This is a genomic window from Rubneribacter sp. (assembly GCF_965361815.1).
Genome location: NZ_CBDTNW010000120.1, coordinates 61,946 through 79,992, shown reverse-complemented (window position 1 = coordinate 79,992; position 18,047 = coordinate 61,946). Strand labels below are relative to the sequence as shown.

The following is an 18,047-nucleotide window of genomic DNA, read 5'->3' as shown; positions in this document are numbered from 1 at the left end:
CGCACGGCCCCCGCGCGATGCGGGGGCCGTGCGAAGAGCGGGGGGGGGGAGGGGGCGGCTCGCAACGGCCGGGCGCCCCTTCGCCTCCTAGCGCCTCGGCCGGGCGTGGCCGGAGCGGCGCGCCCGGGACCGGGCGCGGGCGGCCAGCGCGGTGGCCAAGGCAGCGGCAGCCAGCAGGGCCAGAACCGCCGTGCCGTCGCCCAGGCGGGGCAGCGGCAGCGGGGTGGGCGCCGGCTCCACGGCCAACGGCGCGCCCGCAGGGGCCTCGGCCGGAGTCTGCGGGGCGGCCGGCTCCTCGGGGGCGGCCGGAGCGCCGGCGCGCAGCGTGCCCGTCGAGAGGCTGACGGCCCCGGCGGCATTGCCGTCGGCCACGTTGGCAAAGGCCAAAGCCGCCTGCTGGCCGTCCTCCGCCAAGTCGAGCAGCCCCTCGGCTCCCGACACCGCCACGACTGCGGGGTCGGAGGCGTCCAGCACGTGGAACATGCCGCGTTCGTCCGCCCTCACGGCCGTCACCTGGGCCCGCTCGCGCAACGCCGCGTAGTTGCCGGTCGGATCGGCCAGAGCCTCGCGCTCGTCCGGCCCCAGTTCGAAGTCGCGCGAGTACACGCCGTAGCGCAGGCCCGTGTCCGGATCGACCGTCGAGCCGCCGTGGTCGGACACGTGCGCCGTCACGGTTGCGGACAGGTCCGCCGCCCGGGAGCGGCTTGCCAGGACGAACGTCACCTGCGCGCCGTCCGTCACGTTGGCCGCCGTGGCGGCCTGGCCGCCCACGGTGACGCCCGCCAGGTCGTCCGCGGTGATGGGAACCCCGCCAACCTGTCCGGAGACGTGCGCCAGATCGAACAGCAGCTGTTCGAGCGTTCCCGCCGCCTCGGCAGCAGCCAGCTCGTCTGCCGAGGTGTGGAAGTCCTGGGCGAAGATGTTCGCATCCGTGCCCGGGTCCGAGCCGCCGCCGGGGGTCATGTACACCCGCGACGTGCAGCCGGCGCCCGTCCCGCCGACAATGCCGTAGACCACGTCGAACTCATCTCCCGGAACCGCCGCGTCGAGGGCCGTGCGATCCGTCACCTCCACGACGATGTCCGGATCGGCCACGGTCGAACCCTGGGGCACCACGACCACCTGGCCGCGACGGATCAGCTCCTCGTCGGTGAGCGCTCCCGCGTCGCGCTCCTCGGCGCTCACCGTGTAGTTGTTGGAGTAGACCGTGTAAACGGTGCCGTCGGGCCCGGTGGCCTCGCCGGCATTGTCGAACACCGACAAGGTCACCTCGGCAGAGACGCTGCCGACGCCGTCCTTGGCGTAGACGAACCTCACCTCGTAGCTGGGCAGATCCCAGCTCTCGGCAAACGAATCGTCCACGACCGCCCACGCGCCGTCCTGCTTCACGTGAACAGCCACGTCGGAGACGTCCAGAGAAGTCCCCTGGAAGTCGGTGCCCGAAGCCTGGGCGCCCGCCCACAGCCTCTGGCGCAGCGCCTCGGCGTCCTGGGCAGCCTGCAGGTCGGCGCGCTTCTCCACGAAGTCGGACGCCTGCAAGCTCATGTCCAGGTGCGTCCCTGTGGAGACAGACGTCGCCGCCGCGTGCTGCTTGTTGGCGAACGCCACGTCGCCTGCGGAGCCAAGTGGCACCTGCTTCATGGCCTCCACCTGGGCGGCGTCGGGCTGCACCTGGTCGGCGCCCAGCACCGTCATGTAGCCGCTGCCGCCGCGCACGGTGGCGAAGGCCCCGGCACGCTCGATGAGCGCCGCGTAACCGTTGCCGCCTTCCTCGAACAAGGCTCCATCGCGGTCGGCCGTGTTGAACACGTAGTCGTTGGAGTACATGCCGTAGCGCTTGCCCGGATCGGTCGGGTCCGTCACCTCGCCGCCGTTGTCGGACACGTGCGCCGTCACCGTGGCCTGCGCCTTGGTGCCCACGACCGTGAACGTGACCTTGGAGCCGTCCGCCACGTTGTCCGCAGCGGGCGCCTCAAGAACGCCGTCCACGTCCACCTTCACGTCCACCTTGGCCGCGTCGTAGGTTCCCAGCGCCGCGCCGTCCGCGCCCGTGCCGTTCACGCCGGCCAGGTTGTAGAGCAGCTCGGCCACCTTGCCGGCGTTCGCCTGAAGCTCCGCCTTGGACGTGTAAACGGTGTGCGCCGCAATGCGGGCCTTGCCCGAATCCGGATTGTCCGGATCCACCGGGTCGGTGCCGCCGCCCTCGGTGATGAACACGTTGGACGCGCAGCGCGCCTGGCCGTCCTCGGCCACGCCGAAGACCACCCGCACCGTCGTGCCGGCGTTGGCCGCCACAAGCTGCGTGCGGTCCTCCACCGTCACGGTGCCCTGCGGGGCGTGCGGATCGTCCTTCTTGTAAGCCGTCGCCCCGGCCAGCTGGATGATGCGCTCGTTCGACAGCCCGGCCTCTATCTCCTGGGCGCTCACCTCGAAGTCGTTGGAGAACACCGCGTAGTCCGCGCCCTCCACGTCGCCTTCGTCGCCGCCTCCGCTGGTGTTGTCGAACACCGTCATGGTCACGGCAGCCGTGGCGGTGGCCGCGGGGTCCTTCTGGGACGTGGCCGTGATGGACAGCTCGTACACTCCCTTCTCGCTCGGCAGCGCCAGGCTGTCGCTGCCCTTGTTCGTCACCTTGATGACCGCGGCGTCGTAGGCGTCGTAAACCGTGCCGTCCACCGTCGCCCGGGCGCCCGCCTGGGAGAACGCCCACTCGGCGGCATCGGCGGGAGCCACCTTGGCCAGGTCGTCCACGGTGGTGGCGAAGCCGGACGCCTTCACCGACACGTCCTTGTCCGCAGGCTCGTCCACGTCGTCCCACACGCCCATGGTCACCACGGCCTCAACGCCCTCGGCGTAATGGAAGCGCACCTCGTAGCTGGACGCGTTCCATCCGCCCTGGTAGTCTGCCAGGTCGGTCCAAATGGGCGATCCGTCCTCGGCGGTGCCCGTCCGCACGCTCACGGTCACGTCGCCAACCGTCAGCGCGTTGCCGTCCGCATCCGCGCCCTTGGCGCCGGAGGCGTCCCAGAACAGGTTCTTGATCTGGTCGGCCGTGCCGGTCAGCTCGCCGCGTTCCATGTCGAAGTCGTTGGCGAACAGGCTGCCCTTGCCCACGACCTCCGTGCCGCCGTCGAAATAGGTGCCCGTGGACACGCTGGCGGCCGTCGCGCCGTTCGCGCCTGTGCCCAGCAGGTTGGTGAACGTCACGTCCACCGTCTGCCCATCGGTCACGGCGGCGGCCAGGCCGTCGGCCCCTTCGACGCGCACAACGGCGTCGCTCGACCCGTCCAGCGGATAGGTCAGGCCGTGCTCGTCGGTCTTGGTGGCAACCGCGTTCGCGCGGGCGCGCAGGTCGGCGTAGTTGCCGGCGCCCTTCTGCGCCAGCGCGTCCTTGTCGTCGGCGCTGAAGTCGAAGTCGTCCGAGAACATGCCGTAGGAAACGCCTGTCGAGGGGTCAACCACCGAGCCGCCGTTGTCGAACACGTGCGCCGTCACCGTGGCCTGCACCTTGGTGCCCGCAACCGCGAACGTCACCCTGACGCCGTCCACCACGTTGCTCACGGTGGGAGCCTCGGCGCCCTCGCCCACGGTCACCTGCACCTTGCCGACGTCGTAGGCGCCGGGCAGGGCGTTGCCGTCCGCGTCCGTGCCGAACACGCCGGCCAGCCGGTACAGGAGCGCGGCCACATCGCTGGCGTTCGCAGCCAGCTCGTCAACGGACGTGTAGATGTCGCCGGCGAAGATGGACGCCTTGGCATCCGGATCGTCCGGATCCGTGCCGCCGCCCGGCGTGATGTACACCTCAGACGCGCAGCCCTCGCCCGACTGCTGGTTCGCCAGACCGTACTTCACCTGGACGGTCGCGCCCGGCTCGGCCGTCGCAAGCCCGCCGCGGTCGGTCACGGCGACAGGCGCGTTCGGATCGGCCGCCGTGGAGCCTGCAGGCACCGCCACCACCTGGCCGCGCTTGATCAGCTCGGCGTCGTCGGGCCACGAGTCCGTGCGCTCCTCGGCGCTCACCGTGAAGTCGTTGGAGTACAGCTTGTAGGAGGTGCCGTCGGGGCCAACCACCTCGCCGCCGTTGTCGAACACCGTCATGGTGACGGCGGCCGTGGCGGCACCGGCGTCCTTGGTCACGGTGAACGCCACCTGGTAGCTGCCCTTGCCCGCAGGCCAGGCCGCAGTCGGCTCCTTGCCGTCGATGGTGGCGCTCACGCCGCCGTTTGCCAGGTCGTCGGCGCTCACGGGCGCGCCGCCCACCATGGCTTGCGCCTGCGCCTGCTCGTAGAGCCACTTGAGCAGCGCCTCGGCGCCGTCGGCGGCCGCAGGCAGGTCGGCCGCCGCCACGTTGAAGTCGTTGGCGGAGATGCTCACGCCGCCCTGGGTGGCGGAGTCGTCGGCCACCGTCAAGGTCACCTGGGCCTCCACCGTCTTGCCGTTCTCGGTGTAGGAGAATCTCACCTCGTAGGCGTTCTTGCTCCAACCCTCGTCGTAGTCCGCAGCCGCAACCCACGTGCCGTCGGCCTTCTGCACCTGCACGGCCACGTCGTTCACGCCCAGCGCGGTGCCGTCGGCCTTGAAGCCGCCAGCGTTGGCGTTGGTCCAGAACGTGCCTGCCAGGTCGGTTGCGCCGCTCAGGTCGCCGCGCTCCATGGTGAAGTCGTCGGCGTAGAGCGTGCCCGTTCCCGGATCGGTCTGGCCGCCGTCGCGGTAGGTGCCCAGAGGAGCGGCCGTAACCTGGGGGTTCTCCGTGTCTTTCGCGTTGGTGAACGTCACCGCATGGCTTGCTCCCGCAGTTGCCAGCGCGCCCAGCGCCGCCACGTCGCCCGCGTTCACGCCCACGTTGCCCGCGTCCGCGCCGTCGAGCACGGTGTAGCGGCCGTCCGCGTCCGTCACGGTGGCCGTCACGCCGGCGAAGCGCTGCAGCATGCCGTAGTTGTCGGCGGCGTCCAGCAGCCCGGCGTTCTTGTCGGCCTCGGAGAAGTCGAAGTCGCGGGCGAAGATGCCGTAGCGCGTGCCGTCGGCGCCCTCGTGCGAGCCGCCCTTGTCGTGCACGGTGGCGGTCACCGTGGCCTTGAGGGCGGTGCCGTCCAGATGGAACGTCACCTCGGCGCCGTCAACGATGTTGTCGGCCGAAGCCTCCTCGTCATCACCGTTCACGGTGATCTTGCTTATGTCGGCCACCGTGATGGCCTGGCCGTCCTTCACACCCGTCACGTTGGCCAGATCGAACAGCAGCTGCTTGAGCGCCGCCGCGTCGCCGGCCCCCGCCAGCTCCTCTTTGGAGGTGACGAAGTCCTGCGCGAGGATCTGGTTGCCCGCATCGGGATCAACCGCGCCGCCGCCCCAGATGGTCACCTGCGAGGCGGCCGTTGCCGCGGCGTCGTCGTTTGCCGTGTAGTTCACCCATGCGTCGTCGCCCGCCGTCTTCCAGGCATCGCCGTTTTTGAGGCCGGTCTTGTCCACCGCAACCTTGTCGAGCGCGGCGGCGCCGCTGGCGATGGGAGCCGCCAGGTTGTCTGCGTCGTACACGGTCACCTTGCCCAACGTGGCCAGCTGCTCGTCGGTCAGGCTCGGCAGATCGTCCTCGCTCACCTTGAACGGCGAGGAGAACACGGCGTAGCGATCGCCCTTGGCGCCGTAGGGGTACACCGTCAGGGAAACCGTCGCGGATTTCGTGCCGTCCGCCACCAGGCTGAAAGTCACCTGGTAGGTCTTGGCAGCCCATGCGTCGCCGGCCTGGGTGCCCACCACCGCAACGCTCACCTTGGCGCCGTCGAACGCGGCGGGCAAGCCCACCTGGTCCAGGACGCCGGTCACGTTGGCGCGGTCGTACATCTCGGCCTTGAGCGCGTCAGTCAGGGCGTCCGGCGTGGAGGCGAAGGCCCCCTCGCCTGTCAGCTCGTTCAGGCCGAACGCGAACGGATTGGCCCAAATGCCGTTGCCGTCGGGGTCGGAGGTGCCGTCGCCGTGCACGAACACCGTGCTGGTGCTCTGCGCGCGCTCGGCTTCGGCTGCGGTCTTGGGAGCCAAAAACGTCACCGGCGCGCTCTCTCCCGCCGTCTTCGCGGCCAATTGGGCCAGCTGGTCGCCCATGCCGGTTGCCATGTCGCCGCCGCCGTAGGGGCGGTGCGTGCCGTTGAGCTCCTGGAAGTAGGCCGCCACCTGGGCCGCGTTGCGCAGGTTCTCGTAGTCGTTATCCGGCTTGACCAGATTTGCCAGATCGGCGCCCTCCTTCACATGCACGTTGTTGCTGTAGATGGCGAAATATCCGTTGCCGTCGGGGTCGATCACGGTCTGGCCGTTGTCGTACACGTGCATCGTGATCTGGATGCTCGTGCTCTCCTGGGCCTGGACGGCTATCGTCACCTGGTAATCGCCCGTCGTCCAACCGGTGTGGCCGTTGAGCGTGCCGCTGCTCTTGTTCGTCAGCGACTCGCCCGCAGGCGTGACCACGGTGTAGTACAGCTGGTTGAACGGCAGCGTGCCGCCGGTGCCCAGGTTGACGGGCTTCACCTGGCCGCGATTGTAGATAAGCTGCGTGTTGTACTGCGCGGTCGGCATCCCGCTGCCGGTGGGCAGCAGCTTCTTGCCCTGCAGCTCCTCCAGCGAGATGAAGAAGTCGTTGCCGTTCAGGCTGTAGTCCGTGCTGACGGCGCTGTCGTCGGTGACCAGCACATCCGACGCCGCGCTCGCCTTCTGGGCGGCGGTGTCGTTCTTGGCGGTGAACACCGCGCCGTCCGTCACCGTCGTGCGGCCCAAGGCGTTGCGCAGAGCCGTCAGGTCAACGGCAAGCCCGTCGGAGGGCAGCGCCACGGCGGCGTTGTCGGCCGCGTACAGCGTCGCGCTCGCGCGCTTGACGGCCTCCGCATCGGAGAGGAAGCCGCTGTTGGACGCGCCGGGCGTATCGTCCCACACCAGCTCGTCCGCGCCGGCGGTGAAGTCGTTCGAAGCCACCAAGAAGCCGTCCGAGGCGCCCATGTGGTCGTACACCGTCATGGTGACGGTGGCCGTCACCGCCGTGCCGTCGTTTTGGCCGTCGGCGGTCAGGGGCTGGTACCTGAACGTCACCCGGTAGGAGCCGCGCTCGATGGCCGCCGGGTCGGTGACGGCCTGCGCGGAGCCGCCCGCCGGGGCGATGGTCACCTCGACGTCGGCCAGCGCCAGCTCCTCGGCCCCGTTCTTCTTGGTCCCGTGCGCGTTCGAGCGGTCCCAAGCCAGCTGGTTCATCTCGGCCATGCCGGTCCAGGAGTCCTTTATCTCGTCCTTGCCCACTGCGAAGTTGGAGGCGAACAGCTTGGCCTGCGGGTTCACCGAGGGATCGCCCGACGAGGTCACGGCCATGGTCACCTTCTTTTCCGAGCCGGCAACCTTCTGGCCCGCGGTATCTTGCAGGTAGAACGTCACCTCGTATGCGCCCTCAACCGGCACCGCGCCAAACGCGGTGTCGAAGTCCACCTTCACCGTCATGCCCGAGCCGCTGGGCATGACGCCTGCGGCCGCCCAGTTCTTCAGGTTCGTCTCGAACTCGTTGCGCGAGGCGTCGTCGGCTTTCAGCGTGTAGGAGCCGTTCGCCTCGTCGTAGTACTTCTCGATGGCCGTCTTGGCTATGGAGAAGTCGTTCGCCACAATGTAGGCGCCCGCCACAACCCGGTACTGGTCGGATTCGGCGCTCTTGAACCACGCGCCGTCGCTGTGGGTCACCTGGAACACGTACGTGGAGCCGGGGTCAACCTGGTACGTCCACTCGCCGCCCTGGTAGGCAAGCTTGACCGGCTCCCACGTACGCGCGCCGGCGTCGGCGTCGTCCACCTTGGACACCTGGTAGAAGGTCTCGTACTCCGTGCCCTCGGTCGGGTTGGCCGCGTTCTTGACGTACGCGGCGTCCCAGCCGGTGAACGTGCCCTTGTCGGCCTGCAGGATGGGAGGCGCATAGGCCAGGTCGGGCTTGGCCGCGCGCTGGGGAACCGTGCTGATGACAGCCTGGTCGCTTTCCAGCGTGCTCGCCTTGCCCGTGGCGGTTGCCGTGAAGGTGCCGCTTTGGACGCCGGGCTGGGTTGCGCCCTTGTACGCGCCCTCCTTCGTGCCCGCCAGATCGGCCACGCTGGCCGTGATGGTGCCACCCGCTGCGGTCGGGTTGGAAAGATCCAGTTCAAGCGTCACGTCGTTGCCGTTTTCGGCATACGTCTGGGGAGCCGTCACGGTTTCGGCGGCGTAGTCGTACGTGTACGTCGGCTGGCCGTTCGCCGCGCCCTCGGCAGGGGCGCTGGGCTTCGTCCACATGGTTGCCTCGGCGCTCCAGCCGGCTGCGTCCACGTCGTACACCTTGCTGGCGGCGAAGCGCGCCTTCACCTGATGCGAGGTGTTGGGCGAAAGGCCGTTTTGGGTCAGGCCGGACACCGGCGCGCCCTCGTTGCCGTCAACCGCGTACTCTATCTGCGGCGCGTAGTTCACCTTCCACGCGTTGCCCGCCGGCTGGTCGATCTGCGCAACGCTGAAGTCGTTGCCGTGCGTCGCCGCCTCCCACGTCACCGCATCGACAGCGTAGGCGCTCGCATCCTGCACGGGGGCGCTCGGCGCCGCAATCGTTGCCTTGTTGATGGTCACGTTGGGCTTTGCCGACACGTCGGCGCCGGTCACCTTCACGTGGGTTTGCACCTGGGTGCCCACCGCATCCGGGTTGGCCTCCCTCAGGCCATCGTCCGCGCCAATCGTCACCGTGAGCGGCTGGTAGTTGTTGTTCACGTCGTACGCGGCGCCGCCGACCAAGGCGAGCGCCCAAGCGGTGTAGTTGGAGCCGAGCGCCTCCTTGTCCTTTTCAGGCAGCGTCGTTTGGGCGTTGTTGGCGAACACCTTCACGCCGTTTTGCTCCACGCCCGTATCGTACAGGTGCACGTTCGCGCGCACGTTGAGGGTATGCGTCGCGCCGGTGCCGTCCTTCACGGTCACAACGTAGCTCACCTCTATGGGGCTTTCGTCGTCTTGGCCGATGGAGCTGGGGGTTGCCGTGAAGGTGTACTGGCCGTTGCCCGTGCCCTGGGAAACCGCGCTCACCGTGCCGTCGGCGTTTTCCACCATGACGGAAAGGCCCATCTTCTGCGCCAGGGAGGCGGCGTCGCCCAGTTCGGTGGCCGCGTTGGCGCGCATGGTGGCGTAGTCATGCACCGTGGCGGTGTAGTCGCCCTCCTCGGCCGTCTGGCCGTCGGAGGTCACGTCCACCGTCACCGTGTAGGTCTTGGTCAGCCCGTCATGCTGCCTGCCGAACGAATCGGTGTAACGGTAGGTCACCGTCACCTCGGCCGTGTAGCGCCCGGGCTTCAAATCGCTCTTCACCGTAAGCGGCAGGTCCACCTTTGCGCCGTCGTCGGTTATCTGGCCCGACAGCGCGCCTGCGGAAAGCCAGTCGTTGGCCACCGAGGAGTCGATGCCGGTGGAGGTGTTCGCAACCGTTGCGCTGAAATCGCTGAACGAGGGTTTGTCGCCCACGCTGTTGCGTCCCCCGTCCGCCGGGTCGAAGAAATCGCGCGCCGTCAGCGGCAGGCTGATGCCGCCGATCTGGCCCTCTTCGAACGCCGCGGACAAAGGCGCGTCGGCCAGGCGAGCGTCCTCGAAACGCGCCGCCAGCGAGAACTTGGCGTAATCCGGCAGCTCCGCGCTGTCGCTGTAGCTGCTGTCGCTGTCCGGGCCGTAGGGAACCGGGCGCGCGGTGCCGTCCATGGGGCCCGCCTTGTCTCCGTTCGGCTCGGTCTTGACGCTCCACGTGTCAACGTAGGCGTTGTGCACGTTCTCCTCAACGGTCTTGGCATGGTCCCAGATCGATTTCTGGCCCGCGCCGCCGCCGGCGGTGTCGAACTGCCACTTCTCGTTATGGTAGTTGCCAAGCGCAGGCTGCGCGCCGCTCTTGCCCGGCTCGTCGAACAAAAAGCCCGAGAACACGATGGCCTCGCCGTTGCCGTCCTTAAGGACGCCGGGGGCGTTGAGGGAAACATCGGTGCCGTCTATCTTCACCTGCGAATCCACCTTGCCCTCGGCGGTCACCTTGGACAGGCGGCTGTCGGCCGAGTTGCCGTTCACCAGCGTCACGCCGTCGATGTCGTTGGGCACGTTGAACACCACGCCGTACTGGCCGGTGGAGGTGCGGTACTGCACGCCGAAGGTCAGGCCCTCCACGTCGCGCCACGAGGTGGCCGCCGTTCCCTGGGCGTTCTGACCGTACTCGGCCGGGCTGACGTTCCACACATGCGACAGCGTCTGGCCCACCTGGAAGGGATGGAAGCTGTCCACGTTCGCGTCGTTGGCCCACAGCTGCCACGGGTCGCGCATGTAGCCCGGCCAGTTGACGCTGACAGGATCGATGGGCTTGCCGTCGTCGCCAAGGGTGGCGCTGTCGAAGTACTTGTTCACCCAGGTTGCGTTGTCGGGATCCCACTTGTCGGTGCCGGAGCTTGCCAGCATGCTGGTGCGCACCGTTTCCAGCCAGCTCACCTTCTGCGTGCTGGGCAGGTCGTTGGGGTAGGGGTCTTGGGTGCTGGCGTTGGAGATGTTCCAGCGCACCGTGAGCGTCTTGGGCTCAAGGGTGTAGGTGATCAGCGTGTCGCCCGTTATGTCGTTGGACTGGGTTGCGCCGTACACCTGGTCCTTCTGGTCCTCGATGACCCCGGGCGTGGCGGAGGTGCCCGGGGAAAGGACGCCCTGCTCTATCTTCACGATGTCGAAACCGGGGGTCTCCCACGTGCCGTCGCCCTTGCCGAACACGGGCAGCGTCTCCTTGGCGCCCGCCCGCACGTAGAACTTCTCGCGCTCGGCCACATTGGCGGTGGTGCCGTTCACCTCGCCATAGAAGGTGCTGCGCGCGGTCACCGTGCCGTCGGCGTTCAGCTTGCCGGCAACGCCGTTGCCGTCTTGCTGCGCGCCCTCGAGGTCGGTGTAGAGCAGCTTGTACTCCACCTTGTACCACTGGTCGATCCACACGTTGTTGACGCGGCTGGCAAACCAGCCGTCGTGCGCGTCCGCCGCGCTGTCGGCCTTCCACCTGACACGCACGCCGTACGGGCTGTCCGCATCGGCGGCATGGGCAAACGACGTCGCCCCGTTCAGGCTGTGCCACGCGGAAACGCCGCCCTCCACCATGCTGTGCTGCAGAAGGACCGTCTCCGCAGGGTCCATGCCGGCGGTGTCGATGCGCACGGTGCCGGACGCGCCCTCGCCAAACGCCGGGACGCGCTGCTGGCCGCCCTCCTCGTAGTACGAGTCGGCCACAAGCCCCGGGGCGTTACCGCGGCCGTTGAACGCGGCAGTGTCCAGCGTGCCCGCCTCGTGGGTGTCGCAGACTTTGTGGTTCAGCGTCAGCTCGAGGGCGCTGCCGTCGCCGGCCCAGTTGCCCTGGTCGCTATCGAGTGCCCGAGAAAGGCTCAAATACAGCTTGCCGCCCTCGACCACCCAGCAGTCGTCCCAGTTGACGCTGGCCGTATCCGCATCGGCGCCGGCGATCTCAAGGTGCTCTTTCGCCATGTCCACCGTGGCGGAAACATGGGTGCCCACAATCTGGATGCGCTCGTTCTCGTAGTCGATGGGGCCGAACTTCACGTCCAGATCGGAAACGGGCAGCTTCTCCACCTTGAGCGTCACCGTCACGTAGTAGGCCGGGTTGCCGGCGTTCTCGCTTCCGTCCTTCACGTTGGTGCCCAGGTCAAGGCCGTACTGGTTGCCGCCGTCGTAGCTCACTTTCAGCTTGATCTGGTATTCGCCCACAGCAAGCGCGCCCTGGCCGTCCGCCGGCGCAACCTGCAGCCCAACGCCGTGGCCCAGCGCGGTGTCGAAATCCCCGCTGTCCCCGCTGGCGACGGTCACCTTGAACGCGTCGCTGTTCGCGCCCACAGCCTCTGCCGAGACGCCCAGCACCCGCAGGTCGGGCGCAATGCCGCCCTCGCCGCCGCCCTGCGTGCCGGTCAGGTTCACCTTCATATCGTAGATGCCGTCGTCTTTGTAACCCACCGCAAGCGAGGTGTCCGTGTCTCCGTTCTCAACCCTGCTGCCGGTGATGGAGTAATCGACGTCCACCCACTTGGCGTACACCGTGAGATCGGTTTCCGGAGCCAGCTTGACCAGATCGTACACCTTGGTGTCCTTGGTGTACTGCTCGCCCCAGTCGCCGGTGTCGGTTCCGTCCTTCGTCCACCAGCCCGCAAACGCCTGGCCGTCCCGGTAGAAGTCGAAGGCGTCAAGGTTGGCGCCGTTTTTCTTAGGATCGGGGTGACGGTCGTCGCGCACCGTGCTGCTGTCGTCTTGCGCCCAGCCGTCGGGGTGGCTGAACGCGGCCTTCTCGCCAAGCAGGCTGCTGTTGCCCTGGTTCTCAACCTGGGCGCCCTTGTAGTCGAACGTCACCGTCTGGCTGATCTTCACCCAGTTGAACGTCACGAGGCCGGCTGCGGTGATCTGGATGTTCCCGCTCGTGTGCTCCGTGCCGGCGTACGAGATGGACTTGAGCTTGTAGCCGGGAACGAGCGTGGTGGCCTTGCTCCAAATGGAGCCGGTTTGGAGGTAGGAGCCAACCTCATGGACCTTTTCGCCGGTCCATGCGTCCCAGCCGCCCAAGGTGCCGTCGGCCTCGATGCCGGCCTTCACCAGACTGCTCATGTCTTTGCCGTGGTCGTTCGCATGACTGAGGGTGACCATCACCTCGTGCGTGGCCTTGTAGACGGCCGACGGCTCAGAGGCGAAGTTGCTGTTGGCGTTGCTGCCCTTGATGCGCACCTTGTAGTACGCGCCCGCATCGACGCTCGCCTGCACGGCGCTGCCCGCGCTGGCAGTGCCCATGTCGGTCCATTGGGCGCCGGCGGCCTCGGTTCCGTTGCTGTCGCACTTGATGTACTGGTAGCTGAAGCCGTCGCGGGGGCTGTTGATGGAAAGCGTGGCCTGGTCCGAACCCACCGTCGAGGCCACCGTCGCCTCCGGCGCCTGCGGGCGATGGGGAACGGAGATCGTGCTGGTGTGCGGGCGGTAGAACTCCTGGGTTTTCTCCAGGGTCAGCTCCGTGGACTGGTCGCCGGCGGGCCACGCGTCAAGCGCGCTCGCAAGCGACGCCTTGTCGCCGTCGTTTTTCACCGTGTGGTTGAAGTTGTCGCCCGTCACCGTGGTGCCCGCAACGTCGGCGCCGGTGAACGTGATCTCCTCCGTCTCGTAGTCGATGGTCGGGGTTTTGATGTCAAGGTCGCCCGTGACCGTGGCCTTCAAGGGAATGCTCACCGTCTGGAAGCGGTGCCATCCGCCTGCGGTGGGACCGAGGTCAATCTTGACTTGGATCGCAGTGCTGTACTCGCCCGGCGTCAGGCCGTCTTTGAGCACGGCGCTGAACTCCATCTCGCCGTTCGCGCCGGAGGTGTGCTGCCACGCAAGCGCCTTGCCGTCCTTCAGCAATTCGTCGCCGTTCGGCGCGTACAGGGCGAAGTTGTCGTTGCTGGGATTCAGGCTATACGACGTGATGCGCGGCCAGCTGACCGCCGAGGCGCTGGCAGCGTCGGTGCTGCCCGCGCCGGAGCGCGTGATGGGGATGCTGATGTTCCACTGGCCGCTGTTGGCCAGAGCGTCCCCGGAAAGGTTGCCGTCGGCGCTGCCGCCCTGGTACCCCGTGCTCAGCGACTTGTCGTCCGCGCCGGACACCACGCCCGCAGCAAAGGTGCGGCTGCCCCATTTGGCGTACAGCTGGATGTAGCCGTTGCCGTTGGGAGAAAGCGTGCTGAGGTCCGTGTCCTTGGTGACCCGCGTGCCCGTGCCGCCGACGCCGGTGTACCAGCCTTCGAAGTAATTGTTCTCGTTCGTGCCGGCATCGTTTGCACCGGAACCCAGCTTCACGTCGAAGAGGTGCTTGTTCATCAGCTCGTCGATGTTGGTGTTGGTGAAGGAGCCGGGCAGCTCGTCTTCGTTCGCTTGGCGCGGCAGATCCGTCATGCCAAGCGCTGCGGCCAGCGTCGTCGCGCCCGCGTTCGTGATGTCGTAGCGGTACTTCGCGCCGCCGTTGAGCTGGTCCACCTGCTGGTTCGGGTTGCCCTGGTAGTACCAGTTGGTGCCGAAGTTGAACTTGGCGCCCTTCACGCTGGACTTCCACACCGGGTAGAGCGTCATGCCGTCCCAGGGAACCTGCACGCCGGTCTGCCCCAAAGCGTAGTCGCGCGTGGGGTTGTTGGTGGGGTTGAAGTCCCCCGCGGGCAGGTTTTGCGTGGTTGACCAACCCGCCAGCGTGTAGCCGGCGCGGGAGAGGCCGTTGCCGCTATCCAGCGTCACCGTATCGTAGGCCCACCTGCCCTGATCGGCGGGTGCGTTGCCCGTCACACCGGACGCGCTGCCCTTGTCGTAGGCAATCGCGGCCACCTTTTCGTAGTAGATGTTGGCAATGGGGTCGTTTCCGTCCTTGATGGGGTTCTGACCGGCAACGATGCCCGTCTTACCACTGTCCATGTTCATGACGAAGGTGTCGTCGCCTTCGGTGATCGTCTGGTTGACGAAGGTGAGGTCAACCGTGGCTCCCACCGCCGTCGTCACCCACTCCTCGACCACCGCGTACGCGTCGTTTCCAAAGCCCGTCTTGCCCTCGGAGTGGCGGTACACGTTGACCTTCTTCTGGACGGTCGATCCCGTGCCCGCCGTTTCCGTGTACAGGGCATCGAGGATGATCTTGCCGTTTATCACGTCGGCAACCTTGCTGTCGAACGTGACCCTCGACAAATCGATGCTCCCACCCGGCAGCACGTAGTAGGTCGGCGAGCTGCCGCCCGGCGGCGTGCCGTAGGTCAGGCCGCTGCCAGACGCGGCGGAGACGACGTTTTTAACCTCCCAGCCCTGGAAGTACACGGGAGCCTTGCCGGCCTCCACCAGGCGCTTGGTCGGGTTGGGCAGCAGGGTGCTCACCGGTATGACGGGGTTTGCAATCGACCCGATGCCGTAGGTGTCGTTGTCCTCGGGACTCTTGGGAAGGTAACCCTCCGGATCTCCCGAGCGCCAGTAGCCCCACCAGTTCGTGCCGTTGGAGTCCGTGTACTGCCCCTCGTACGTCACCTTGTACTCAGCGGGCTTGACCATCTTCGCAGCGTCGATGTTGAGCACGTTCACCTGGCCGCCCTTCAGGCCCGCACCCATGTTGGCGGCCATCTGGGCTATCACCCAGCCTTGCGATGTCGTTCCCTGAATGGTGCTGAAGCCCCGGGTGCCGTTCTTCTGGCCGTTGCCCTCGTCGATGCCCTCTATCTTGACCACGTTCAAGCCGTCCGGACCCAGGTTCTTCCCGTACGTGGCGTACTCGGCGTTGGAGAACACGTACCCTTCCGCCGGTTTGTAGCGGATGACCGTCGTGGGGGTTTTCAGGAAGTCCGACAGCCTCCACACGTTCCTGCTGTCGACATCCTCCCACAGGTTCTCTTGGCCGTACTGGCCTTGCTGGCCCTTGAACACCTGCACGTCCATGCCCTCATGGGACGACACGGTGAACGCGCCGGTGGGATTGGCGTTGTTCTGCCACCACGCGCCCCCTTGGACCATGTTGATGTCGATGTCGAGGTCGGTGTAGACGTTTTCGAACTTGATGTCGTAATAGGTGAAGGGGTTGTTATTGTTGTAATTGTTATCGGCTCCCAATCCAGCGCTGCCGTGTTGCCGGTTCGTGGTCACCGTCACTTTCAAGCCGGTCATGTCGCCCGAGCGGAAGGTCGTGGTCGCAGACGCGGTGCTTCCATTGTTCAGCCGGTCGCTGTTGATGTACGAGACGTTTTCCCCGTTCACCCTTATGCTGCCCATAACATAATGCCAGCTTGAGGTTTGATGCTGGCAAAAACCGCTTGCGCGCACCTGGAGGGTGAACTCCGTCTTGTTGCTTGAGTCGATGGAGGATGTGGCGGAACCGCTGATCGATCGGACCCCTGCTTTGCCCGGTGCGCCGGCATACCCCCCGTTGACCGTGGTGGCGGTCTGCCACACCGAATTGTTGTTGGCGCTTCCGACCAGGCTGTTCCCGGAGCTGTTCTTCGCCTCGAACACCCCTTTGAGCGTCTTGTCGGTGTCGAACACGAATCCCCACTTGTCTTTGTAGCCAGCATTGATCCACAGGGGACTCTGCTCGTTCACGCCGGTCATGGTGATCGTATGGTGCACGTAGGAGTCTACGGAGCTGAAGTCTTCGGCTATGTACGAAAGCCGAGGATTGAGCGCAACCACCGCCCCTGACGGGATGTTCTCCGCAGCGGTCGCTCCGTAGGTGCGCAGCACGCCGCCCTCTATCGTGGTTTTCAAAACGGTTTTTGGCGCCGCTTGCAGATTCGTATAGTACTTGTTCGTGGAGGCTTCCCAGTGAAGGTTCACTTTGTCGTTGGGGAAGAACACCTGGAACGTGAAGTACTGGCCGGGCTTGACCTCCGAGGGCACGTCGATGAACTGGACGGTCCTCAGAGCCGAGTCCACCATGCTTTCGTAATTCTTGGTGTTCAGAGACACTTTGTGGCTTTCGAGCGTGTTCTCGTAGGTGAACACGAACTGGTCGCCTGCATTCGCGTAAGTCACAATGGTGGTGGAGTCCGTGGACCCGGTGCCGTCCTTGAGCGCGTACACGGTTTTCTGCCCGGAGCCTATCTGCGCGGTGCCCAGGTAGTCTATCTCGTGGCGGATGCCGTTGAGCACCACGTAGGCGGCCAGGAAGCTGTAGTTGGGCTTGCCGTTTATGGCGGCGCTCTCTTGGCTGATGTCGCCGCCCTTGAAGGTGATGGTGGCGGGGTTTTGTTGGATGACGCCGTCGACCTCCCATTTGACGCCCGTCACCTGCCCCACGGCGGCGTTGGAGTCAAGGGCGAACGTCTGCGGGCCGTCCTCGGCCGGGCTGTCGGCGCGCTCGCCGCCCTCGGTGTCGGCATCGGCGGTGTCGGCAGGCTCTTGCGCCTCGTCGCCTCCGTCGTCTTCCGCGCCGATTTCGGCCACCTTGCCGTACTCCACCACGATCACCCGATCCGCGCCCAGCAGGCGCACCTCGGATGAGCCGGCGGCCACGTAGCGCACTTCGCCTTCGGCGCGGGAGTCGGCGGCAACCACGCGCACGGGCTTGCCGTCAGCGTCGAGCACCTTCTCGCCCGAAGCGGTGTCGTACAGCCAGGCGCCTTGGTAGGACGAAGGATCGGCAAGCGCGGCCGACATGAGGGCGCGCTCGGCCTCGGCGGTTTCGGCGGTGGCGGACACAAGAGGAGTGAAGAGCTCGGTTGCCTGAGCCTCCTCGGGGCCGACGAGATCAAGGAAGGAGGAGAGGGGGTCGGCGGGGGCGCCGTGAGCGTCAGCCGAGGCAGGGTCGGCGGGGGCACCGGCGGCGTCAGCGGTATTGGAAGAATCGGCGGCGGTGTCGGCGGCCGGAAGGCCGTCGGCGGGGGCGGTTTCGGAAGCGGACGGGACTTCCTGCGCGGAAGCCTCCGCGTCGTTGGCCGCATCGGCGCCGGCAGCGGGTTGCTCGCCGTCGGCAAGGTTGTTTGAAGCTTCGGGCGCGAGTCCGTCTTCCGAAGCCGCCTCGTCGGCCGGATTCGATTCGACCGCGCCCGCGTCTCCGGAGACTTCGGGGGATCCCGACGCCTCGTCGGCCCCGGGCACCAGCTTCTCCAAGTCGGCTTCGGAGACAAGCGCGCCGCCGGCGAATTCGGCAGCAGCGTGGCCGTTCAAAGCGGAGGCGTCCTCGCGCTGCGGGTCCAAACCCGCAGCGGACAAATCCGCTTCAACGGGAACGGGGAGCGAACCCGACGCCAGCACGTCGCCCAAAGACGCCCCTTCAACCAAAGCATCCGACGCGCCATCCGAAGGCGCGCCGTCCGCAGGGTTCGCAAACGCCTGCGCGGGGACCATCCCCATCGCCAACGCCAACGAGAGCAAGATGCGGGCGGCGGTGGAACCCGCCTTCCTTCTTGCCCTCGTCGCTTTCTCCAAAGTCTCCGTCGTTCTGTCCATACTCGCCTTCTCTCCTCAATACCGTGGCCTCGCCGTCCGCACAAGCCCTTGCAGCAAAAGCCTTTGCAGCGGCGTCTGAGTCCGTG

Annotated in this window: 1 protein-coding gene; it reads right to left on the bottom strand. The window is 66.8% G+C overall.

Features of this window, described 5'->3' with window-relative positions; genetic code table 11:
- Positions 1-87: 87 nt before the first annotated feature.
- Positions 88-17,961, bottom strand: coding sequence for a hypothetical protein (locus ACWKY3_RS08820; RefSeq protein WP_449316047.1), 17,874 nt, complete (start codon positions 17,959-17,961; stop codon positions 88-90).
- Between the last annotated feature and the right edge of the window lie 86 nt (positions 17,962-18,047).

Coding starts and splice junctions, on each gene's coding strand:
- ACWKY3_RS08820 (WP_449316047.1), bottom strand. CDS start 17,961: ATGGACAGAACGACGGAGACTTTGGAGAAAGCGACGAGGGCAAGAAGG.